This is a genomic window from Pseudomonas fragi, from assembly GCF_002269505.1.
Taxonomy (GTDB): Bacteria; Pseudomonadota; Gammaproteobacteria; order Pseudomonadales; family Pseudomonadaceae; genus Aquipseudomonas; species Aquipseudomonas fragi_D.
The window spans coordinates 60,596-81,806 of sequence record NZ_NQKQ01000008.1 but is presented as its reverse complement, the minus strand read 5'-3'; the positions used below and the strand labels follow the sequence as shown (position 1 = coordinate 81,806).

20 protein-coding genes are annotated in these 21,211 nt (G+C 58.4%); 12 read left to right on the top strand and 8 right to left on the bottom strand.

Annotation, left to right across the window (positions count from 1 at the left end; all coding sequences use genetic code 11):
* Nucleotides 1-150: 150 nt before the first annotated feature.
* The 3 genes from CJU81_RS09460 to CJU81_RS09450 all read left to right on the top strand — a co-directional run bounded on the left by CJU81_RS09460 (nucleotide 151) and on the right by CJU81_RS09450 (nucleotide 4,110).
* A complete protein-coding gene (locus CJU81_RS09460) occupies nucleotides 151-1,440 on the top strand; it encodes a M18 family aminopeptidase (protein ID WP_095036374.1) in 1,290 nt (429 codons plus the stop codon).
* A gap of 212 nt (nucleotides 1,441-1,652) precedes the next feature.
* On the top strand, nucleotides 1,653-1,835 hold the full coding sequence (locus tag CJU81_RS09455) for a hypothetical protein (protein WP_095002128.1): 183 nt from the start codon (nucleotides 1,653-1,655) through the stop codon (nucleotides 1,833-1,835).
* 115 nt (nucleotides 1,836-1,950) lie between these two features.
* A complete protein-coding gene (locus tag CJU81_RS09450) occupies nucleotides 1,951-4,110 on the top strand; it encodes a mechanosensitive ion channel family protein (RefSeq protein ID WP_095028414.1) in 2,160 nt (719 codons plus the stop codon).
* A 51-nt stretch (nucleotides 4,111-4,161) separates the two neighbouring features.
* Here CJU81_RS09450 and CJU81_RS09445 read toward each other — a convergent pair whose 3' ends face one another.
* The gene (locus CJU81_RS09445) at nucleotides 4,162-4,881 is read right to left on the bottom strand and encodes a UTRA domain-containing protein (RefSeq protein WP_095036373.1); all 720 of its coding nucleotides are present in this window, start codon (nucleotides 4,879-4,881) and stop codon (nucleotides 4,162-4,164) included.
* A gap of 346 nt (nucleotides 4,882-5,227) precedes the next feature.
* Between CJU81_RS09445 and CJU81_RS09440 the strand changes: the two genes are divergently transcribed.
* From CJU81_RS09440 to CJU81_RS09415, 6 genes are all read left to right on the top strand, one after another.
* Entirely contained in the window at nucleotides 5,228-6,295 is a 1,068-nt protein-coding gene (locus CJU81_RS09440; protein ID WP_095036372.1) for an ABC transporter substrate-binding protein, read from the top strand.
* Nucleotides 6,296-6,430: 135 nt separating this feature from the next.
* Entirely contained in the window at nucleotides 6,431-7,246 is an 816-nt protein-coding gene (locus tag CJU81_RS09435) for an alkaline phosphatase family protein (protein ID WP_095036432.1), read from the top strand.
* Complete coding sequence (locus CJU81_RS09430) at nucleotides 7,243-8,079, top strand: ABC transporter permease (protein WP_095036371.1); 837 nt, start codon at nucleotides 7,243-7,245, stop codon at nucleotides 8,077-8,079. Before CJU81_RS09435 ends, CJU81_RS09430 begins: the two co-directional genes overlap by 4 nt.
* Nucleotides 8,066-8,866 carry an ABC transporter permease gene (locus CJU81_RS09425; protein WP_095028418.1) on the top strand — a complete coding sequence of 267 codons (801 nt, stop codon included), beginning with the start codon at nucleotides 8,066-8,068 and terminating at the stop codon, nucleotides 8,864-8,866. Before CJU81_RS09430 ends, CJU81_RS09425 begins: the two co-directional genes overlap by 14 nt.
* A complete protein-coding gene (locus tag CJU81_RS09420; protein WP_095036370.1) occupies nucleotides 8,863-9,852 on the top strand; it encodes an ABC transporter ATP-binding protein in 990 nt (329 codons plus the stop codon). Before CJU81_RS09425 ends, CJU81_RS09420 begins: the two co-directional genes overlap by 4 nt.
* Nucleotides 9,853-9,886: 34 nt before the next feature.
* Nucleotides 9,887-10,540, top strand: a complete 654-nt coding sequence (locus CJU81_RS09415; RefSeq protein WP_095036369.1) for an HAD family hydrolase — start codon at nucleotides 9,887-9,889, stop codon at nucleotides 10,538-10,540.
* Nucleotides 10,541-10,669: 129 nt separating this feature from the next.
* On the opposite strand, the gene CJU81_RS09410 is transcribed toward CJU81_RS09415, so the two are convergent.
* A complete protein-coding gene (locus tag CJU81_RS09410) occupies nucleotides 10,670-11,632 on the bottom strand; it encodes an NAD(P)H-quinone oxidoreductase (protein WP_095036368.1) in 963 nt (320 codons plus the stop codon).
* A 139-nt stretch (nucleotides 11,633-11,771) separates the two neighbouring features.
* Here CJU81_RS09410 and CJU81_RS09405 point away from each other — a divergent pair, with 139 nt between their 5' ends.
* Nucleotides 11,772-13,853: a carboxy terminal-processing peptidase gene (locus CJU81_RS09405; RefSeq protein WP_176464817.1), complete on the top strand. Its 2,082-nt coding sequence runs from the start codon at nucleotides 11,772-11,774 to the stop codon at nucleotides 13,851-13,853.
* Nucleotides 13,854-13,909: 56 nt separating this feature from the next.
* Here the strand turns inward: CJU81_RS09405 and CJU81_RS09400 are convergent, their stop codons facing one another.
* The 4 genes from CJU81_RS09400 to CJU81_RS09385 all read right to left on the bottom strand — a co-directional run bounded on the left by CJU81_RS09400 (nucleotide 13,910) and on the right by CJU81_RS09385 (nucleotide 16,195).
* Entirely contained in the window at nucleotides 13,910-14,353 is a 444-nt protein-coding gene (locus tag CJU81_RS09400; RefSeq protein WP_095036366.1) for a tetratricopeptide repeat protein, read from the bottom strand.
* Nucleotides 14,354-14,722: a hypothetical protein gene (locus CJU81_RS09395; protein WP_095028424.1), complete on the bottom strand. Its 369-nt coding sequence runs from the start codon at nucleotides 14,720-14,722 to the stop codon at nucleotides 14,354-14,356.
* A complete protein-coding gene (locus tag CJU81_RS09390) occupies nucleotides 14,719-15,060 on the bottom strand; it encodes a helix-turn-helix domain-containing protein (protein WP_095036365.1) in 342 nt (113 codons plus the stop codon). The genes CJU81_RS09395 and CJU81_RS09390 overlap by 4 nt, the downstream gene beginning before the upstream one ends.
* Nucleotides 15,061-15,475: 415 nt before the next feature.
* Nucleotides 15,476-16,195, bottom strand: a complete 720-nt coding sequence (locus CJU81_RS09385) for an FKBP-type peptidyl-prolyl cis-trans isomerase (protein WP_016780136.1) — start codon at nucleotides 16,193-16,195, stop codon at nucleotides 15,476-15,478.
* Between the two features lie 246 nt (nucleotides 16,196-16,441).
* On the opposite strand from CJU81_RS09385, the gene CJU81_RS09380 reads away from it, so the two are divergent.
* Together CJU81_RS09380 and CJU81_RS09375 are read left to right on the top strand one after the other, a co-directional pair.
* Nucleotides 16,442-18,256 carry a di-heme-cytochrome C peroxidase gene (locus CJU81_RS09380; protein WP_095036364.1) on the top strand — a complete coding sequence of 605 codons (1,815 nt, stop codon included), beginning with the start codon at nucleotides 16,442-16,444 and terminating at the stop codon, nucleotides 18,254-18,256.
* Between the two features lie 43 nt (nucleotides 18,257-18,299).
* Nucleotides 18,300-19,436, top strand: coding sequence for a catalase family protein (locus CJU81_RS09375; RefSeq protein ID WP_095036363.1), 1,137 nt, complete (start codon nucleotides 18,300-18,302; stop codon nucleotides 19,434-19,436).
* 123 nt (nucleotides 19,437-19,559) lie between these two features.
* Here CJU81_RS09375 and cysB read toward each other — a convergent pair whose 3' ends face one another.
* The gene (gene cysB, locus CJU81_RS09370; protein ID WP_016780131.1) at nucleotides 19,560-20,534 is read right to left on the bottom strand and encodes an HTH-type transcriptional regulator CysB; all 975 of its coding nucleotides are present in this window, start codon (nucleotides 20,532-20,534) and stop codon (nucleotides 19,560-19,562) included.
* A 113-nt stretch (nucleotides 20,535-20,647) separates the two neighbouring features.
* Nucleotides 20,648-21,148 (bottom strand): universal stress protein, encoded by a 501-nt coding sequence (locus CJU81_RS09365; protein WP_095036362.1) that lies wholly within the window; start codon nucleotides 21,146-21,148, stop codon nucleotides 20,648-20,650.
* Nucleotides 21,149-21,211 lie beyond the last annotated feature (63 nt).

Genomic DNA, 21,211 nt, shown 5'->3' with positions numbered 1-21,211 from the left:
TCGCTGGCGAGGAACGAAGGCTGCGAGCTTTTAACCATCCAGAGCTCGCAGCCTTCGTTCCTCGGCAGCGACTACGTGAATGATGTTCGATTGGGCTCAAATCTTGCGATCAATGCGCTAAACTCGCGGCCTTGCTGTCTGGAGTAACTTATGCGCGAAGAGTTGAACCAAGGCCTGATCGACTTTCTCAAGGCCTCCCCTACCCCCTTTCATGCCACTGCCAGTCTTGTTCAGCGCCTTGAGGCCGCCGGTTACCAGCGCCTCGACGAACGCGAAACCTGGTTCACCGAAGCCAATGGCCGCTATTACGTCACCCGTAATGACTCGTCCATTGTTGCCTTCAAGCTGGGTCGCCAGTCTCCTCTGCACGGCGGCATCCGCATGGTCGGCGCCCACACAGACAGCCCCTGCCTGCGAGTCAAGCCTCAACCTGAACTGCAACGCCAGGGCTTTTGGCAATTGGGCGTCGAAGTCTACGGCGGCGCCTTGCTCGCGCCCTGGTTCGACCGTGACCTGTCCCTGGCCGGGCGTGTCACCTTCCGCCGCGATGGCCAGGTTGAAAGCCAGCTGATCGATTTCAAGGCGCCGATTGCGACCATCCCCAACCTGGCGATCCACCTCAATCGCACTGCCAACGAAGGCTGGGCAATTAACCCGCAGACCGAGCTGCCGCCGATCCTGGCCCAGGTAGCGGGTGATGAACGCGTCGATTTCCGCGCCCTGCTCACCGACCAGCTGGCCCGCGAACACGGCCTCAATGCCGACGTGGTGCTGGATTACGAGTTGAGCTTCTACGACACCCAAAGTGCTGCGGTCATCGGCCTGAACGGCGACTTTATCGCCGGTGCGCGCCTGGACAACCTGCTGTCGTGCTACGCCGGCCTGCAAGCCCTGCTCACCACCGAAACCGACGAAACCTGCCTGTTCGTGGCCAACGACCACGAAGAAGTCGGCTCGTGTTCGGCCTGCGGTGCCGATGGCCCGATGCTGGAGCAGATCCTGCAACGCCTGCTGCCTGAAGGCGACGAATACGTACGCACGATCCAGAAATCCCTGCTGGTGTCGGCAGACAACGCCCACGGCGTTCACCCCAACTACGCTGACAAGCACGATGCCAATCACGGACCCAAGCTCAATGCCGGGCCGGTGATCAAGGTCAACAGCAATCAGCGCTACGCCACCAACAGCGAAACCGCCGGGTTCTTCCGCCACCTGTGCATGGCTGTGGAAGTGCCGGTGCAAAGCTTCGTGGTACGCAGCGACATGGGCTGTGGCTCGACCATTGGCCCAATCACCGCCAGCCACCTGGGCGTGCGCACCGTGGATATCGGCCTGCCGACGTTCGCCATGCACTCGATCCGCGAACTGGCCGGCAGCCATGACCTGGCGCACCTGGTCAAAGTACTGAGTGCGTTCTACGCCAGCAATCAGTTGCCTTGATGGGTGAGATGTAGTCGCTGCCGAAGGCTGCGAAGGGGGGCGAGGCCCCCCGTTTTATTGAATCCGTCGCAAATCCCCCGCAACGCCCTTCGCAGCCTGCGGCAGCGACTACAGGCATATGCAACCGCCTGATTCATTTTTGATACACATCACCACACATCTGCGTAATCCGGCCTAGACTTGGGGCATTCATTTGCACAGGTCCCCTTGCCATGTTCGAAACGACTGCGTTCCACTCCATGATGATTCCAATTATCTGCGGCATGCTGCTGCTGACCATTGGCTTCAACTTTCGCGAACGCAGTAGTGGTATCGGCGTGCTGATGATCTGGGCTGGCATGCTGCTGATTTTCGGCACAATCATCTTCAAGATCCTCGCCAAGCTGAACGAATAGACCCGACGCTGCCTCGCCCCGGGGCCGCGATCATTTATTTATGTGACAAGAAATGAATGATCTCTGGCCCTAGCGTACACTCGGCCAATTCACCCCCCTCGAGGTTGGTCGCCCAGTGTTTTCCCGTCTTTTCGCCTTGCCCTGTTACCTGCTGGTTTGCCTGCTGACACTCTTGCCCATGACTTCGGCGCAGGCCGTCGGCTTGCCGGGCATGCTTGGCAGTTCGGATAAAACCCAGGCGCAACCCACCGAGCCGCTGGGCCAGTCGCTGGACGAGGTGATCAAGAATCTCGAAAACGATCAGCAGCGCAGCAAGCTGCTGGCCGACCTGAAAAAACTTCGCGATGCCACCAAAAAAGCCCAGCCAGAAGCCGAGATAGGTGTTCTGGGGCTGATCGGCAGCACCCTGGCCGATCTCGAAAAACAGTTCTCCGGTGCTGACAGCCCCAGCTCTCGTTGGTCCAAGGAAATATCCCAGGCCAACGAGGAGCTTTCCGCACTGATGCTGCCGGCCAGTGAATGGCTGCCGATCATCTTTGGCTTTGCCTTGATCATCATGATCTGGAGCCTGTCGGCGGCATTGCTGATATGGGTCAGCCACCGTGTGCGCGTGCGTTTTGGCCTGAGCGAAGAATTGCCGCAACACCCAAAAGCCGTCGACATGCTGCGCTTTGCCCTGCGCAAGCTGGGCCCGTGGATGGTCGCACTGATGATCACGGTGTACATGAGTTACGCCCTGCCATCCTCGCTGGGCAAGGACCTGGCGATGGTGCTGGCTTACGCACTGGTCATCGGTACTTGCTTCTCGGCTATTTGCGTCATTTTGTTCTCGCTGCTCGATGGCCCGCACCGTCACCGCGCCCTGCATATCCTGCGGCACCAGGCCTTTCGGCCGCTGTGGTGGATCGGCAGCTTCGCAGCCTTTGGCGAGGCATTGAGCGACCCGCGCCTGGTAGCCACCCTCGGCGTGCACCTGGCCCATACCGCAGCTACCTTCGCCAATGTAATGGCTGCGCTGTCCACCGGACTGTTCATCATCCGTTTCCGCCGCCCCATCGCCCACCTGATCCGCAATCAGCCTCTGTCGCGGCGGCTGACCCGGCGCGCCCTGAGCGACAGCATCGAGATCCTCGGTACTTACTGGTACATCGCGGCGCTGATCCTGGTGGGCATTTCGCTCGTAGCGACCTTTGTTTCGGCAGGGGATACCAGCACCGCACTGCGCCAGTCGCTGATCTGTACCGTGCTGGTGGTGTTGTGCATGGTGATCAACGGGCTGGTGCGACGCCATGCACAAAAGCCGCAACGGGGCCACAAACGCCATGCGCTGTATTCCGAACGCCTGAAAAGCTTCGTCTACACCCTGGCCCACCTGATTGTGTGGCTGGTGTTTATCGAGCTGGGGCTGCGGGTGTGGGGCATGTCGCTGATCGGTTTCACCGAAGGTGAAGGCCACGAGATCAGCGTCAAGCTGTTCGGCCTTGGCGGTACGCTGCTGTTTGCCTGGCTGATCTGGATTCTCTCCGACACCGCCATCCACCATGCCCTCACCCGCTCGCGCAAAGGCCTGGCCAATGCCCGTGCGCAAACCATGATGCCGCTGATTCGCAACATTCTGTTTGCTGCGATCTTCATCATTGCGCTGATTGTTGCCCTGGCCAATATGGGCATGAACGTCACCCCCCTGCTCGCGGGTGCCGGTGTGATCGGTCTGGCCATCGGTTTTGGTGCCCAGTCCCTGGTTGCCGACCTGATCACCGGCCTCTTCATCATCATCGAAGACTCCCTGGCCATTGACGACTACGTTGATGTCGGCGGCCACCTGGGCACGGTTGAAGGGCTGACCATTCGCACCGTGCGCCTGCGCGATATCGACGGCATTGTGCATACCATCCCGTTCAGTGAAATCAAAAGCATCAAGAACTACTCCCGCGAATTTGGCTACGCCATCTTCCGGGTTGCGATCCCCTACAACATGGAAATCGACGACGCCATCAAACTGATGCGTGAAGTGGGGCAAAAAATGCGCACCGATCCGCTGCAACGACGCAACATCTGGTCGCCGCTGGAGATTCAGGGCGTCGAGAGTTTTGAGTCCGGCAGCGCCATTTTGCGTGCCCGTTTCAAGACGGCACCAATCAAGCAATGGGAAGTGTCGCGAGCGTTCAACCTGTCGCTCAAGCGCCACCTCGATGAGGCCGGACTGGACCTCGCAACCCCGCGTTTGAGCGTGCAAGTGGTGACGGCGGGCAGCGGGATATTGCAAAAGGATTGAGCCAAAAACTTGTGGGAGCGAGCAGGCTCGCTCCCACAAAAGCAGGTTTGTTCAACGCTCCTGCACATCCACGCCGACATGAATCGCATCATGTCGCCAATACTCCAGGTCGCAATCGATCAGCCGTTCATGCTGATCGTAATTGACCCGGGCAATGCGCAACCCCGGGCTGCCGGTTGATACCTTCAGGGTCGCCGCAGCCTCTACCGGCAGCGCCGTAGGCACAATCTCAAAACGCACCCGGCCATAATGCAAATCGTAATGCCGGGCATACAGTTCGGTGATCGACTGCGTCAGGTCCAGCTCAAGGATCTGCGGGAAATACTGCGGGTTCAGGTAGTGCTCCACATACAACACCAGCCGCCCGTCAATCCGCCGCCCCCGGCAGATCTGGATCACACTGGACAACGCCGGCAACTGCAAGCGCTCACACACCGCCGCCGTGGCTGGCAGCATGCGTGCCGATATCACCTCGGTGGTGGGCACCCGTCCTTGTGCCGTGACCATTGCATGGAAGTGGCTGCGCTGCATCAGGTTGTACGCCAGACGCGGCGGCGAAATAAACCAGCCGCGCCGCTCCTCTCGATACACCAGCCCCAGGGATTCAAGCTGCAACAACGCTTCGCGCACGGTGACGCGAGTGGTGGCGAACAATTCGCTGAGCTTGCGCTCGGCCGGCAACTGACTGCCGCACGCCAGCAGACCGTGCTCAATCTGCTCTTGCAGTGTGCGACTGATCGCTGTTACCGCCTTGGGTGCACCTACTCGCATCAACGTTACCTGGCTGGACTAGTCCAGCACCAAAAATGGGCAGGCATGACCGCTAAACAGTCACTCCTTGAGCCTGCCAGCCTAGGCAGAACATATGACTGTTCGATGACAGCGACCGCGCCGCATGCCGCTCAAAAACAGCCAAAGGCCTTACCGCGCGGGGCCTGCGCGATGGTCTACGCTTATCTGAAATCCTCACGCTGGCCCGCGATATCCCCTGCATAAGTAATGCCGACATTAAAGTGTCATCTACCGGGCTTAAATTGGCTCAGGTATTGCTGACCTAGACCAACCCACCGCAAAAGAGCAATAAAACCCAGCGTTGAAAACGCCCAAGGAGCTTCGGATGAAACAGTTTTTCCTGGCATCACTGTTAGGTTCAAGCATTGCCCTGTGCACATCGGCCATGGCCGCCGATGTCGATTTGAAAGCCCTCGAAGCCGCTGCCAAGGCTGAAGGTACGGTCAACAGCGTCGGCATGCCCGATGACTGGGCCAACTGGAAAGGCACTTGGGCTGACCTCAACAAGCTCTATGGCCTCAAGCACATCGATACCGACATGAGTTCGGCGCAGGAAGTGGCCAAATTTGCTGCGGAAAAAGACAACGCCAGTGCCGACATCGGTGACGTGGGCGCCGCCTTCGGCCCGATCGCCGTGGCCAAGGGCGTAACCCAGCCGTACAAACCGACCACCTGGGAGCAGATCCCGGACTGGGCCAAGGACAAGGATGGCAACTGGGCCCTGGCCTATACCGGCACCATTGCCTTTATCGTCAACAAAAAGCTGCTGCACGGCTCTGAAGTGCCGAGCAAATGGGCTGACCTCAAGTCCGGCAAGTACAAGGTTTCCATCGGCGACGTGAGCACGGCGGCACAGGCCACCAATGGCGTGCTGGCAGCAGCGATTGCCAATGGCGGCAGTGAAAAGAACATCCAGCCTGCCCTGCTGATGTTTGCCGATATCGCCAAGCAAGGCCGCTTGTCACTGGCCAACCCGACCATCGCCACCATGGAAAAGGGTGAAGTGGAAGTCGGCGTGGTCTGGGATTTCAACGGCCTGAGCTACAAGGCCAAAATGGCCAACCCGGATGACTACGTGGTGCTGATCCCGTCTGACGGCTCGGTAATCTCGGGCTACACCACCATCATCAACAAATACGCCAAGCACCCCAACGCTGCCAAGCTGACCCGTGAATTCATCTTCAGCGATGCCGGGCAAACCAACCTGGCGCGGGGCAATGCACGACCAATCCGTGCCGAGCACCTGAAGCTGCCGGAAGACGTTCAGGCCAAGCTGCTCTCCAATGACCAGTACAAAAATGTAACCCCGATCAAAGACGCCGATGCCTGGGAAAAAACCTCCAAGGCCTTGCCACAACTGTGGCAGGAAGAAGTCATTATCAATATGCAGTAACCCGCTGAACCAATACCTGTAGTCGCTGCCGAGGAACGAAGGCTGCGAGCTTTTGATTGCTAAAAGCTCGCAGCTCTCGTTCCTCGGCAGCGACTACAGGTTGGCATGCAACTTCTGTTTGCGGAGTTTTCGCACATGAAACACAACGTCATTCTGGTCGTTCTCGACGGGCTCAACTACGACGTGGCACGCCTTGCCATGGGCCATCTGCAGGCCTATGTCAGTGCAGAACGCGCCGCGCTGTACAAGCTGACCTGCGAGTTGCCCGCCCTGTCGCGTCCGCTCTACGAATGCATCCTTACCGGTGTACCGCCGATTGAAAGCGGCATCGTGCACAACAATGTGTCGCGTCTGTCCAACCAGCGCAGTGTGTTCCATTACGCCCGCGATGCTGGCCTGAGCACTGCGGCAGCGGCCTACCACTGGATCAGCGAACTGTATAACCGCTCACCCTTCGTGATTGCCCGGGACCGCCATACCGTGGCTAGTGACTTGCCGATTCAGCACGGGCATTTCTACTGGAGCGATCACTACCCAGACTCCCACTTGTTTGCCGACGCAGAAAGCCTGCGCGTGGCAAACAAGCCGAATTTTTTACTGGTCCATCCCATGAATATCGATGATGCCGGGCACAAGCACGGCCTCGACACTGCGCAATACCGCAACAGCGCGCGCTCGGCCGACATTATCCTGGCCGACTATCTGCAAGGCTGGCTGCAGGCCGGCTACCAGGTGCTGGTCACTGCCGACCATGGCATGAACAACGATCGCTCCCACAACGGCCTGCTGCCCGAAGAGCGTGAAGTGCCCCTGTTTGTGCTGGGCGATGCATTCAGCCTCAACCCGGATGTCATGCCCAAACAGCTCGAGCTGTGCGGCACCATCTGCGAGTTGCTTGGCGTACCCCACGACAAGCCGCTGTGCCGCGACCTCTTGAGGCCAACGGCATGAGTCGGGGCAAATGGCTTGCACTTTTGTGCCTGGTACCCTTCGCGGTATTATTTATCGTATTTCAAATCGCCCCGCTGGTTTGGGTGCTGATCCACAGCGTGCAATCGGAAGAAACCGGCTGGGGGCTGGCCAACTTCATCAAGATCTTCAACTCCAAATTCTATTTGCAAGCCATCCAGCACAGCCTGGAGATCAGTTTCTGGTCCAGCCTGTTCGGCATCGTGATTGCCATACTGGGCAGCTATTCGCTGCGCAAGGTGGATTCGCGGCTGCGCAATTTCGTCAACGCTTTCGCCAACATGACCAGCAACTTCTCCGGTGTACCGCTGGCCTTCGCCTTCATCATTTTGCTGGGCTTTAACGGCAGCATCACGATCATGCTCAAACAGGCGGGGATCATCGAGGACTTCAACCTCTACTCGAAAACCGGCCTGATCATTCTGTACACCTACTTCCAGATCCCCCTCGGCGTGCTGCTGCTTTACCCCGCCTTCGATGCACTGCGCGAAGACTGGCGCGAATCGGCCTCCCTGCTGGGCGCCAACAGCTGGCAGTTCTGGCGGTTTATCGGCCTGCCGGTACTGACCCCGGCCCTGCTCGGCACCTTCGTGATCCTGCTGGCCAATGCCCTGGGCGCCTATGCCACGGTGTATGCGTTGACCACCGGCAACTTCAACGTGCTCCCCATCCGTATTGCCGCGATGGTCTCGGGCGATATCAGCCTGGACCCGAACATGGCCAGCGCTCTGGCGGTGATTCTGGTGGGGCTGATGACCCTGGTGACCCTGGTACATCAGTGGCTGTTAAAGAGGAGCTACCATGTCGCGCGCTGAATCCACGTCCGCCAGCCTTTACCACCGCAGCGTGGTCTGGCTGCTGTTTCTGATTTTATTGCTGCCGCTGTTGGGCACGTTTATCTACTCCATCGCCAGCAGTTGGTCAGCCACGGTGTTGCCCAGCGGTTTTACCTTCAAGTGGTATGACCAGCTGTGGAGCGATCCGCGCTTCCTCAAGGCCTTCGGCCAGTCGCTGCTGGTCTGCGTCGCGGCGCTGGTGCTGTCCGTAGTGCTGATCCTGCCGCTGCTGTTTGTGGTGCACTACCACTTCCCCAAACTTGATGCGCTGATGAACATCCTGATCCTGCTGCCCTTCGCCGTGCCGCCGGTGGTGTCATCGGTCGGCTTGCTGCAACTGTATGGTTCCGGTCCGCTGCAAATGGTCGGTACACCGTGGATCCTGATCGGCTGTTATTTCACCGTGGCACTGCCGTTCATGTACCGCGCGATCACCAACAACTTGCAGGCGATCAACCTGCGCGACTTGATGGATGCGGCCCAACTGCTGGGCGCCAGCACCTGGCAGGCGGCATTTCTGGTGGTGCTGCCCAATTTGCGTAAAGGCCTGATGGTAGCCTTGCTGCTGTCGTTCTCGTTCCTGTTTGGCGAGTTTGTGTTCGCCAATATCCTGGTCGGCACCCGCTACGAGACCTTGCAGGTGTTCTTGAACAATATGCGCAACAGCAGCGGCCACTTCACCAGTGCGCTGGTCATTTCCTATTTCCTCTTTGTACTGGTGCTGACCTGGGTTGCCACCTTCCTGAACAAGGACAAAAGCCAATGAGCTTCGTCAGCGTTGAACACCTGCAAAAATCCTATTCCGGCACCCCGGTTTTCAGCGATATCAACTGCAACATCGCCAAAGGTGAATTCGTCACCCTGCTCGGCCCGTCCGGTTGCGGCAAGTCCACACTGCTGCGCTGCATCGCCGGGCTGACACCGGTAGATGCCGGCAAGATCCTGCTCGATGGCCAGGACATCGTGCCAGTAAGCCCGCAAAAGCGTGGCATCGGCATGGTGTTTCAAAGTTATGCACTGTTCCCCAACATGACCGTCGAGCAGAACGTGGCCTTCGGCCTGCGCATGCAGAAGGTCAAGGCCGATGACAGCCACAAACGCGTGGCCGAAGCCTTGCAACTGGTGGAGCTGAATGACTTTGCCAAACGCTACCCGCACCAGTTGTCCGGTGGCCAGTGCCAGCGTGTAGCCCTGGCCCGCTCATTGGTGACGCGTCCGCGTCTGCTGCTGCTGGATGAGCCGCTGTCGGCGCTCGATGCGCGGATTCGCAAGCACTTGCGCGAGCAGATTCGCACCATCCAGCGCGAGCTGGGCCTGACCACTATCTTCGTGACCCACGATCAGGAAGAAGCCCTGGTGATGAGCGACCGGATTTTCCTGATGAACAAGGGTCATATCGTTCAGAGCGGCAATGCACAGACGCTTTATGCGGCCCCGGCAGATGCCTTCGCCGCAGGTTTTATCGGCAACTACAACCTGCTGGACGCGCAAACCGCCAGCCGCCTGTTGCAGCGCCCGGTCAGCAGCCGCATCGCCATTCGCCCGGAAACCCTGGGCCTGAGCGTGCAGGGTGAACCTGACGGGGTCATTCTGAGTCACAGCCTGCTGGGCAACGTGATCCGCTATCGCGTTGAGGTGCGCGGCGTACAACTGATCGTCGACGTACTCAACCGCGCACCCGGTGATTTGTACCCGGACGGCCAGCGCGTGGCGCTGTCCATCGATTCAAGCACCCTTTGTGAGGTAGCCTGATGTTCCTGAATTCACTGAAGAGAGAGTTGCGCTGATGGCCCTGGCAATTTTTGACCTGGACGAAACCCTGATTCATGGCGACTGTGCCACCCTGTGGAGCGAACAGATGGGTCGCTTGGGCTGGGTCGATCCCAAGTCGTTCATGCAGCGCAACAACGAGCTTATGCACGCCTACAGTCAGGGCAAGCTGGCGATGGAAGACTACATGGCCTTTAGCCTGGAGCCGTTGATTGGCCGCACCCCTGAAGAGGTCGCACACCTGGTCGAGCCGTGGGTCGAAGACTACATCGAGCCGATCATCTTCAGTGATGCGACCAAAACCATAGCGGCGCACCGCAAGGCCGGCGACCGCATTCTGGTGATCTCTGCCTCGGGCACCCACCTGGTCAAACCCATAGCCGAGCGCCTGGGTATCGATGAAGTGCTGGGTATTGAGCTGGAAGTGGCCCATGGGTTTTACACCGGCAACACCGTAGGCACTTTGACTTACCGCGAAGGCAAGATCACACGACTGCTGGAATGGCTGGATGAGCAGGAAGAAAACCTTGAAGGCGCGAGTTTTTACTCCGATTCGCGCAACGACTTGCCGCTGCTGCTCAAGGTCGATCACCCGCATGTGGTAAACCCGGACCCGGTATTGCGTGAACAGGCTGAAAAGGCCGGCTGGCCGATTCATCACTGGAAGTAAGCGCCCAAACAGCCCCTCACCCCAACCCTCTCCCGGAGGGAGAGGGAGCTGATCTGAGGTGTTGCGATAATCTGCTTTTGCTTTTAGTCCCCTCTCCCTCCGGGAGAGGGTTAGGCTGAGGGCAATTCCTTAAACCAGACCTGCGTCGATCACCAGCACCAGCTTGCCCGACACCTGGTTGCTGGCCAGTTCGGCAAATGCCGCCTGCGCTTCTTCAATCGGAAAGGTTTTGGCCAATTGCGGGCTCAAGCGGCCTTCGGTAAACAATGGCCATACCTGCTGCCCCAAATCGCTGAGCAAATCTGCCTTGAACTGATCGCTGCGGCTGCGCAGGGTCGAACCCAGCAACTGGATACGCTTGCCCAGCACCAATGCCAGATCCAGCTCGGCCTTGCGACCGCCCATCAGACCAATCAACACCCAGCGCCCGTCCTGAGCCAGCAGTTTGAGGTTGGATTCAGCGTAGTTGGCCCCCACAGGGTCCAGCACCACATCGAAGGGTCCCAGCGCCTTGAGACTGTCCAGCCCCTCGGTGCGGACCACGCCACCCTGGGCGCCCAGTGACTGGCAATAAGCCAGACGGTCAGCCGACCCCACACTCACCCAGCACGGGCTGCCAAAGGCTTTGCACAGCTGAATGGCCGCTGAACCAACACCACTTGCACCAGCATGCAGCAGTACTTTTTCACCCGGCTGCAGCGCCGCCAGTTGAAACAGATTCAGCCACGCCGTGCTGTACACCTCGGGCAGGGCTGCGGCCTCAACCAGCGACAAACCTTCAGGCACCGGCAGGGCGTGACGGGCATCCACCACCACCTCTTGTGCCATGCCACCACCCGCCAACAGCGCGCACACCCTGTCGCCAACCTGCCACGACGAACCCGGGCCCACTTCACTGACCACACCGGAGCATTCCAGACCCAATACCTGACTGGCTCCCGGCGGTGGCGGATACAGGCCGGCGCTTTGCAACAGGTCTGCCCGATTGAGCCCGGCAGCTGCCACACGAATACGGATTTGTCCTACATCACAGGTGGGGCTTGGCTCTTCAACCCACTTCACTTGACCTTCAACGCCTTGCAATGCTTTCACAGTGCCTCCATAGTGAGTCTGGACTGAGCCCGGAGCTGTTGCGCCGGGCTTTTTGCATTATGCGACCGGTCCTTGATGGAACCGGCGACTTCACAGACGGCCTAATATGCGTTATCAATTGCCCCCGCGTCGAATCAGCATGAAGCATTTATTCCCTAGCACCGCACTTGCCCTATTCATTGGCCTAGGCGTTTTGCCGTTTTCGGCCAATACGTTCGCCGCTAACAGTTGGGATAACCTTCAGCCCGATCGTGATGAGGTGATTGCCAGTCTTAACGTCGTTGAGCTGCTCAAGCGCCATCATTACAGCAAGCCACCCCTGGACGATGCCCGTTCGGCGATCATCTATGACAGCTACCTCAAGCTGCTCGACCCTTCGCGCAGTTACTTCCTGGCCAGCGACATTGCCGAATTCGACAAATGGAAATTCCAGTTTGACGACTTCCTCAAGAGCGGTGACCTGAACCCCGGTTTCATTATCTACAAGCGCTACCTGGACCGGGTCAAATCGCGTCTGGACTTCGCCCTTGCCGAGTTGAACAAGGGCGTTGACTCGCTGGACTTCAATGCCAAGGAAACCCTGGAGATCGACCGCAAGGACGCTCCGTGGCTCAAGACTGAAGCCGAACTCAACGACCTGTGGCGCAAACGCATCAAGGATGAAGTCCTGCGCCTGAAAATCGCTGGCAAAGAGCCTGCGAAAATTCAGGAACTGCTGACCAAACGTTACAAGAATCAGTTGTCGCGCCTTGATCAGACCCGCAGCGAAGACATTTTCCAGGCGTATATCAACACCTTCGCCATGTCTTACGATCCGCACACCAACTATCTGTCACCAGATAACGCGGAAAACTTCGACATCAACATGAGCCTGTCGCTGGAAGGCATCGGCGCCGTGTTGCAGAGCGATAACGACCAGGTAAAAATTGTCCGCCTGGTGCCGGCAGGTCCGGCCGACAAAACCAAGCAGGTCGCACCGGCCGACAAGATCATCGGCGTTGCCCAGGGCGACAAAGAGATGGTCGACGTGATCGGCTGGCGCCTGGACGAAGTGGTCAAGCTGATCCGTGGCCCCAAAGGCTCCGTGGTGCGCCTGGAAGTGATCCCGGCGAGCAACGCGCCTAACGACCAGACCAGCAAGATCGTGTCCATCACCCGCGAAGCGGTGAAGCTGGAAGAGCAGGCGGCGAAAAAGTCGATCCTCAACCTCAAGCAGGACGGCAAGAACTACAAGCTGGGCGTCATTGAAATTCCGGCCTTCTACCTGGATTTCAAAGCGTTCCGTGCTGGCGACCCGAATTACAAGAGCACCACCCGCGACGTCAAAAAACTGCTGACCGAGTTGCAGAAAGAAAAAGTCGATGGCGTTATTATCGACCTGCGCAACAACGGTGGCGGCTCCTTGCAGGAAGCCACCGAACTGACCAGCCTGTTTATCGACAAGGGCCCGACCGTGCTGGTGCGTAATGCAGACGGCAAGGTCGACGTGCTTGAAGACGAAAACCCGGGGGCGTTCTACAAAGGCCCGATGGCGTTGCTGGTCAACCGCCTGTCGGCCTCGGCTTCGGAGATTTTTGCCGGTGCCATGCAGGACTACCACCGTGCGCTAATTATCGGTGGCCAGACGTTCGGTAAAGGCACGGTGCAAACCATCCAGCCGCTGAACCACGGCGAGCTGAAACTGACCCTGGCCAAGTTCTATCGGGTTTCCGGCCAGAGCACCCAGCATCAGGGCGTTCTGCCTGACGTCGCCTTCCCGTCGATTATCGACACCAAGGAAATCGGCGAGAGCGCACTGCCTGAAGCCATGCCGTGGGACACTATCCGCCCTGCGATCAAGCCCGCTGTCGACCCGTTCAAGCCTTACATCGACAAGCTCAAGGCCGAGCATGAAGCACGGGTGGCCAAGGATGCCGAGTTCATCTTTATCCGCGACAAACTGGCCCTGGCCGAGAAGCTGATGGCCGAGAAGACCGTCAGCCTCAACGAAGCCGAGCGCCGTGCTCAGCATGCCGACATTGATGCCAAGCAGTTGGTGATGGAAAACGCCCGTCGCCAGGCCAAGGGCGAAGCGCCGCTCAAGGAAATGAAGAAAGAAGACGAAGATGCACTGCCGGTCGAGCCTGAAAAGACCAAGCCGGAAGATGACGCCTATCTGAGTGAAACCGGGCGGATTCTGCTGGACTACCTCAAGCTCACCTCACAGGTGGCCAAGAAGTAATTCAGGCTGATAAAGAAAGGGCGGCTCGCATCATGCGAGCCGCCCTTTTTTATTGGCTACCGGTACAGCTTGGCCATTTGCGGATCAGCCATTAACCCAGGGCCACCCTGTTGATACAACACCGCCAGCTTGTGCGCTGCCAGCGGGTGCCCGGCTTTTACCGCCAGCGTCCACCAGCGTGCAGCCTCGGCAGCGTCAGGCGTCTTGTTCAGCGTTCCTGCCAGGCTGAAAACGCCGACCTGGTAGGCAGCCTTGGCGTCGCCACTCAATGCCGCCAGACGCAACAAGCGCACGCCCTCCTCCCTGGCGCCCAACCCTTGACCACGAAAAGCCAGGATATGGCCGTAGAAGCTTTGCGCACCGGTACTGCCGAGGTTGGCCATGCGTGCGAACTGGCCTTCCATCCAGAACCAGATGCGCGGTTGCCGGACACACCACGACCAGCGAAACAACTTACGCGCCAGCCAGTAACTCAGGCGCGCCTTGAACCGCCAGAGCACTCAAGCCTCCTCGTGCTCGTACACATACTCGAACACCCGAACCACTTCAGAAGCATGCCAGGATGCAGCGGCAATACCATCCGGCGGGCCGGGGAAACGCCCAAGGCGCTCCACGCATTCAAAAAAACCGGTGCGTGGCAGACGGCTTGCCCCCTGACTGATCACCAGCGAACTGCGCAGTGGCTGATCGGCCTTGGCATCCATCGCCGCCAGGTGTTCAAGCGCGGCGGTGAGGGTCAACATGGCAGGACTCGGTAATTGCAACCGTTCCAGTAATGCACGGTAAGTCAGCAAGTGGCGCTGTCGGCGCGCCTGATCGAGTTCAGCCAACAACCCATCCCAGTGTTGACGACTGATGCGAACGCTCATGATGCTTCCCTCCAGCCTGCGATACCAAGCTCCCAGGCCAAGCTGCGACGGATAGCGAGGTCTGGCAGACGCTCGCCGGTTTCGATCATTCCCAGATATGACGGACTAATGCCTACCGTGCGTGCCAGCGTCTCAAGGGCCAGCCCCTTGTTCTCACGCAAGCTGCGCAACTGATCGAGTCCGGGGTGCTCCTGCGCGGGTGCCGATGGCTGCAGATCCTTGGCAGGCTCAGCAAGCGGTTCGCGGACTCCGGCAGCCTTGAGCAGCGCCTGATAACTCTCCCATGAAAGAACGGCGTATTCAGGCTCACCATTACGCTTGATGATTTGAAGATCCATTACTAAACCCCGTCAGACTTTTTTCATAAATCGAGTCAGAACTTTCCCTTCGAGCTTAATCCTATCAGCTGCCAAGGTCTCTGGGGTTTTCACACAAAAGTGAATATTTTGTGAAAAAAGCCGAAAACGCCGCCATTTCCTGTAAATGTTATCCACACAAATTGTGGATAACCTTGTGAACAGACCTACTTTTCGCCCCTGAAAGGCCCGCCCCATAAGGGCTGTACTCAGATCGGGCATTTTTTACACACATAAAAAAACCCATAAATTCATTGACTTGGCAGTCAGCAACTACTAGCCAAGGGAACTTGTGGGCCTTTGAAGCTCTGTAGGGCAACGCCTACAAATACAGAATGCGGACTACAGAAACGACAACGCCCCGTCGAGACGGGGCGTTACGCGTGCAAAAGGCTGCTTACTGAGCAGCGTCTTGCTCTGGTTTTGCAGGGTCCTTGATGCCCAGCAGCTCCAGATCGAATACCAGCACCGAATTGGCCGGAATTGCCGGGCTCGGGCTTTGCGCGCCATAAGCCAGTTCGCTAGGGATATACAGTTTGTACTTCTCGCCAACGTGCATCAATTGCAGGCCTTCAACCCAACCCGGGATCACGCCGCTCACCGGCAGATCAATCGGGCTGCCGCGCTCTACCGAGCTGTCGAACACCTTGCCGTCGATCAGTTTGCCTTCGTAGTGAACAGTGACCACGTCGGTAGCTTTTGGCTGAGGGCCATCGGCTTTCTTGATAACTTCGTATTGCAAGCCAGAAGCGGTAGTGACAACACCGGCTTTCTTGCCATTTTCTTCGAGGAATTTTTTGCCTGCAGCAGAGGCTTCTTCACTCATTTTGGTCAGGCGTTCTTCAGCACGTTTTTGCAGGGCTGCGAACGCTTCGATCAACTCGTCGTCCTTGAGTTTTTGCTCTTTCTTGCCGACGGCATCTTCGATGCCCTGGGCTACGGCCTTGGAATCCAGATCATCCATGCCTTCTTGAGCCAGGCTCTTGCCCATGTTCAGGCCAATGCCGTACGAAGCTTTTTGCGCCGGAGTTTTCAGCTCTACGCTGGTCTGCGAATCACAACCCGCCAGTACCAGGCTTACCAGGGCCACAGCTGCCGCCAACCGATGCTGTTTCATGCTATTTCCTTGTTCATGCGCCAAATGGGCAATCGAATAAAGCCGCGAGCTTATCAGGCGGCCGCGACCAATGGCTACCGGGATAAGATAGACAATTAGTGGATAAGTTCATGCATTAATAACAATTCATTTTAGCCGCAACTTTTGTTAACACATCTGTAAACCCGGCAATGCACACCCCTCCTCACTTGATGCCTGACTCCAGCTAAGGCATAAGGCGGTAAATATTTTACAAGGAGCGTTACTGTGCGTCTGTTTTACCGTGTTCTGCTGGGGTTGCTGGTGGCTGTGGTGCTGGGCCTTGGTCTGGTGATCTATTTTATCGCCAATCCAAAACTACCCGCCTACCAGCCCCCGCAGCAATTGCACTACCTGGACCAGTGGAGTCCCGCTGAGCGCCAGACCTACTACTACACCCCCCAGGGCACCCAGGTTAAAGGTCTGCATTACGACTGGTTCAGCGCTCTGGAACTGCCGTTTTCCAGGCAACCTTTCGCGGCCCCCGAGTATCTGGCGCGCTTCGGCTTTCTGGTGGATCCCGAGCAGCAGGCCAGTGCTGCCAACCCGGGCAACTTGCCAGTAGGCTTTACCCGCCATCAGAACTCCGGCAGCAACGTGGAGTATCTGGATATCACCTGCGCAGCCTGCCACACCGGCGAATTACGTTTCAAAGGCCAGGCTGTACGCGTTGACGGTGCTCCGGCGCAACATGTACTGCCATCGAGCGTGCCGACCCTGCGCGGCGGCAGCTTCGGCCAGGCACTTGTCGCCACCCTCGCAGCCACTTATTACAACCCGTGGAAATTCGAGCGCTTCGCCCGCACTGTCCTGGGCGATCAATATGATGCGCAGCACAAGCAACTGCGCAAGGACTTCAAGGCATCCCTGGACACCTTCCTGGGCGTGGCCTGGAACGACACCCACCGCGGCCTGTATCCAACCCTGGAAGGCCCGGGCCGTACCGATGCTTTCGGCCGGATCGCCAACGCCAGCTTCGGCGATGCGATTTCCCCCGATAACTATCGCGTGGCCAATGCCCCGGTGGACTACCCGCACCTGTGGGACATGTGGACCTTCGACTGGGTACAGTGGAACGGCTCGGCCAAGCAACCCATGGCACGCAATATCGGCGAAGCCCTGGGCGTGGGCGCCACCCTTAATTTCTTCGACAACCATGGTCAGCCCCTGCAAGGCGATGCCCGCTACCCGTCCAGCGTGCGCGTCAACGACCTGCACCTGATCGAAGAAACCCTGCAAAAACTCAAGCCCCCGGTCTGGCCCGAAGAGCTGTTCGGCAAGATTGATCGCCCGCTGGCCGCCAAGGGTCGTGCATTGTTCGGCGAAAACTGCGCCGGGTGCCATGTACCCCCCCTGGTCGAAGAAAACGGCCGCTGGGTCAAGCAACTGAAAATGCTGCCTGTGGAAGTGATAGGGACCGACCCCAATACCGCGAACAATATCGCTGACAACCGCTACAACCTCACTGCACTGCAATGGGACCCTGCCGAGCTGGCCGGCATGAACGTGGACCTGTACCCCAAGACCGATGCGCCCCTGGACATGAGCGCCTTGTCAGTGGCCAAGGGGCTGGCTTACGTCACCGCTTTCGTCGAGAAGCGTGCCTACCATGACGCCAACATCAGCCCTGAGGAGCAGGCGCGCCTCAACGGTTTCGGCCTGCCGATCGGAGTCATGGAATTGCGAGCCTACAAGGCGCGCCCGCTGGACGGGATCTGGGCCACGGCACCTTTCCTGCACAACGGCTCGGTACCCACGGTGTACCAGTTGCTGTCGCCTCAGGCCGAGCGCGACCAGACCTTCTATCGCGGCAGCTTTGAATACGACCCGCGTCACCTGGGCTATCGCACCGAGGCTTTCGACGGCGGCTTTGTACTCGACACGCGAATCAGCGGCAACCACAACAGCGGTCACGAATTCCGCGCCGGCCCTCGCGGCAACGGCGTCATCGGGCGCCTGCTGCAACCCGAAGAGCGCTGGGCCTTGCTGGAGTATCTGAAAATGCTCGGCGGCCCCCTTGAACAACAGTTGCCCACCCCATGAAGTGCCTTCACAGCACTGAAGATTTCGTTAAAAGGATGTTTGCATGTTGACCACGTTTTGGCTTCGCCTGGGCAAATGCCTGGGCACATTACTGCTGGCACTGATCGCCCTGGGGTTGCTGGGCTGGGCGCTTGCCAGCGGCTGGTACGCCTGGCAGCACCGCGGGCCGGTTTCGGCCCAGGAACAAATCCCGACCGGTGAAGCCGCCATGACCCGGGATACCATTCAGACCGCCATCCGCATCGTCGATCAGCACCGCGAAAACACTCGCTACCTGCGCGATGCCCACGCCAAGGCCCACGGCTGCGTCAAGGCCGAAGTCGTGGTGCTCGATGACCTCGACCCGGCCTTGCGCCAGGGCGTTTTCGCCACACCGGGCAAAACCTGGCAAGCGGTGATGCGCCTGTCCAATGGCAACGCCTACCCGCAGTTCGACAGCATCCGCGATGCTCGCGGCATGGCCATCAAATTGCAGGACGTGCCTGGCACGCAATTGATGCCGAGCCAACAGGGCCGAACCGAACAGGATTTTGTGATGTTCAACCATCCCAATTTCTTTGTCAGCGATGTAGCTGAATACCGTCAGAACATCGGCGCGCAAGCCGATGGCAAAAAGGTCCTGGCGTTTTTCCCTTCCTGGGACCCACGCAGTTGGCAGGTCCGCCATTTGTTTATCGCCCTGGCAACTCTGGCACCCGCCCCGGACAGCCCGACACAAACCACCTACTTTTCGGTATCGCCCTACAAGTTCGGCACAGCCAATGCCAAATACCGTGTGGCCCCCGACCCCGACAGTTGCCCGGCCTACAGCTTGCCAAAGCAAAACGAGGCGCTGCCCAACTTCCTGCGCAATGCGTTGAACCAGCAACTGTCAACAGACCGGGTACCGGCCTGTTTTGTGCTGCAGATCCAGCGTCAGGATGCCAATCGCTTTATGCCGATCGAAGACACCAGCATTGAGTGGAAAGAGTCGGACGCCCCCTTTGAGACAGTTGCACGGGTCAAGGTGCCAGCCCAGGACTTTGACACACCCGGCCAGAGCCTGGCCTGTGACAACCTGTCGTTCAGCCCCTGGCATGGTATTGAGGAACATCGGCCGATTGGCGGGATCAACCGCCTGCGCAAGGCGGTGTATGACGCGGTGAGCGAGTACCGGCATGCGCGCAACGCCGAGCAGTAACACGCCCGGGTAAATGTAGAAGCGGGCTTGCTCGCGATGCAAACGGCACGGTCCTTGGTTCAGATCGCGTCGCGGCCATCGTGGGCAAGCCCGCTTCTACAGAGTGGGTGTGCTGAGCGTGAATCAGTGAACCGGCAGTTCAACACCCTCAAACAGCTCTTCAAGCTCCTGCTTGTTGTGGCAGGCAATCGCCTTGGCCATCACCTCACGGGTGAGGTGCGGGGCAAATTTCTCGATAAAGTCGCACATGAAACCGCGCAGAAAGGTGCCGCGACGGAAACCGATCTTGGTGATGCTGGATTCGAACAGTTCGCTGGCATCAAGCACCACCAGATCTTTATCCAGATTGGTATCGACGGCCATTTTGGCGACGATGCCAACACCCAGCCCCAAACGTACATACGTCTTGATCACGTCGGCGTCGGCCGCGGTAAACACTACCTTAGGGGTCAGGCCGCGATGGCTGAAGGCTTCGTCGAGCTTGGAGCGACCGGTAAAGCCGAACACGTAGGTCACGATCGGGTATTCGGCCAGCGCCTCGAGGGTCAGCTTTGGCAGTTTGGTCAGTGGGTGACCCTGAGGCACAACCACGCAGCGATTCCAGCGATAGCAAGGCATCATCACCAAGTCGCCGAACAGCTCCAGGGCTTCAGTGGCAATGGCAAAATCGACGGTGCCATCGGCGGCCATCTCGGCGATCTGCATGGGCGAACCCTGGTGCATATGCAGGGCCACGTCCGGATACTGTTTGATAAAGTTGCTGATCACCGGCGGCAATGCATAACGCGCCTGGGTGTGGGTGGTGGCAATCGACAGCGTGCCCTTTTTCTCGTTGGAGAATTCCTGGGCGATCTGCTTGATGCTTTCGACCTTGCGCAGGATCTCGCCAGCGGTGGTGATAATGCGCTCGCCCGCTGGAGTGACGCGGGTCAGGTGCTTGCCGCTGCGGGCAAAGACCTCGACGCCCAATTCGTCTTCAAGCAGGCGGATCTGTTTGCTGATACCCGGCTGTGAGGTGTAAAGACTCTGCGCGGTGGCCGAAACGTTGAGGTCGTGGTGCGCCACTTCCCAGATGTAGCGCAATTGTTGAAGCTTCATATGCATCCCTCAAAGCTGATAGGCGCCAAGGTATCGGCGGCGATATATAACTATATGGAAGGTTGGAATAAGAAATCTAGAACTTTTTTATCATTTCTATTGATTCATCCGCCTTACACATCAGCACTGCGCCGGCGCTGCATCAGGGGCACCAGATATACCGGTATTTTTGCCAGTTCGATAACTCGGGCGGCTGTGCGTCCCAAATGCGATTCGCCCCCCGTGGGCTGGGCATGGCTGCCTAGTATCAGCAGGTCTACTGAAAGCTTTTGCGACTGCTCCAGAATGACGTGTGAAGGCTCCCCCTGAATAACCTTGACCGACCGAATCAAGGCAAGTTCCTGTTCCCAGCCCGCCAACTCTTCGCGAAGACTCTCCAATACCCGCAACTCAATATTTGAAAGCATTGTGCTCATGCCTTGCAGGTGCAGCTCGCTCAACGCCTGCTCATCAAGGTAGCTCTGCAACACCGACTCGGCAAACAGCCCCATGGGCTCGACCACATGCACCACAAACAGGTCTGCATTGAAACTGCGGGCCATCCCCAGCGCATGCTGCATAACAACGGGCGCGTAAATGCCAAGGTCAGTGGCGTACAAAATTGAGCGGATCATGCGACCATCCCGACAGCTTCAATAGACGAGGTAAGGAGAGCTTAGCAGCGCCGGGACAAGTAC

Coding starts and splice junctions, on each gene's coding strand:
- CJU81_RS09460 (WP_095036374.1), top strand. CDS start 151: ATGCGCGAAGAGTTGAACCAAGGCCTGATCGACTTTCTCAAGGCCTCC.
- CJU81_RS09455 (WP_095002128.1), top strand. CDS start 1,653: ATGTTCGAAACGACTGCGTTCCACTCCATGATGATTCCAATTATCTGC.
- CJU81_RS09445 (WP_095036373.1), bottom strand. CDS start 4,881: ATGCGAGTAGGTGCACCCAAGGCGGTAACAGCGATCAGTCGCACACTG.
- CJU81_RS09440 (WP_095036372.1), top strand. CDS start 5,228: ATGAAACAGTTTTTCCTGGCATCACTGTTAGGTTCAAGCATTGCCCTG.
- CJU81_RS09435 (WP_095036432.1), top strand. CDS start 6,431: ATGAAACACAACGTCATTCTGGTCGTTCTCGACGGGCTCAACTACGAC.
- CJU81_RS09430 (WP_095036371.1), top strand. CDS start 7,243: ATGAGTCGGGGCAAATGGCTTGCACTTTTGTGCCTGGTACCCTTCGCG.
- CJU81_RS09425 (WP_095028418.1), top strand. CDS start 8,066: ATGTCGCGCGCTGAATCCACGTCCGCCAGCCTTTACCACCGCAGCGTG.
- CJU81_RS09420 (WP_095036370.1), top strand. CDS start 8,863: ATGAGCTTCGTCAGCGTTGAACACCTGCAAAAATCCTATTCCGGCACC.
- CJU81_RS09415 (WP_095036369.1), top strand. CDS start 9,887: ATGGCCCTGGCAATTTTTGACCTGGACGAAACCCTGATTCATGGCGAC.
- CJU81_RS09405 (WP_176464817.1), top strand. CDS start 11,772: ATGAAGCATTTATTCCCTAGCACCGCACTTGCCCTATTCATTGGCCTA.
- CJU81_RS09395 (WP_095028424.1), bottom strand. CDS start 14,722: ATGAGCGTTCGCATCAGTCGTCAACACTGGGATGGGTTGTTGGCTGAA.
- CJU81_RS09390 (WP_095036365.1), bottom strand. CDS start 15,060: ATGGATCTTCAAATCATCAAGCGTAATGGTGAGCCTGAATACGCCGTT.
- CJU81_RS09385 (WP_016780136.1), bottom strand. CDS start 16,195: ATGAAACAGCATCGGTTGGCGGCAGCTGTGGCCCTGGTAAGCCTGGTA.
- CJU81_RS09375 (WP_095036363.1), top strand. CDS start 18,300: ATGTTGACCACGTTTTGGCTTCGCCTGGGCAAATGCCTGGGCACATTA.
- cysB (WP_016780131.1), bottom strand. CDS start 20,534: ATGAAGCTTCAACAATTGCGCTACATCTGGGAAGTGGCGCACCACGAC.
- CJU81_RS09365 (WP_095036362.1), bottom strand. CDS start 21,148: ATGATCCGCTCAATTTTGTACGCCACTGACCTTGGCATTTACGCGCCC.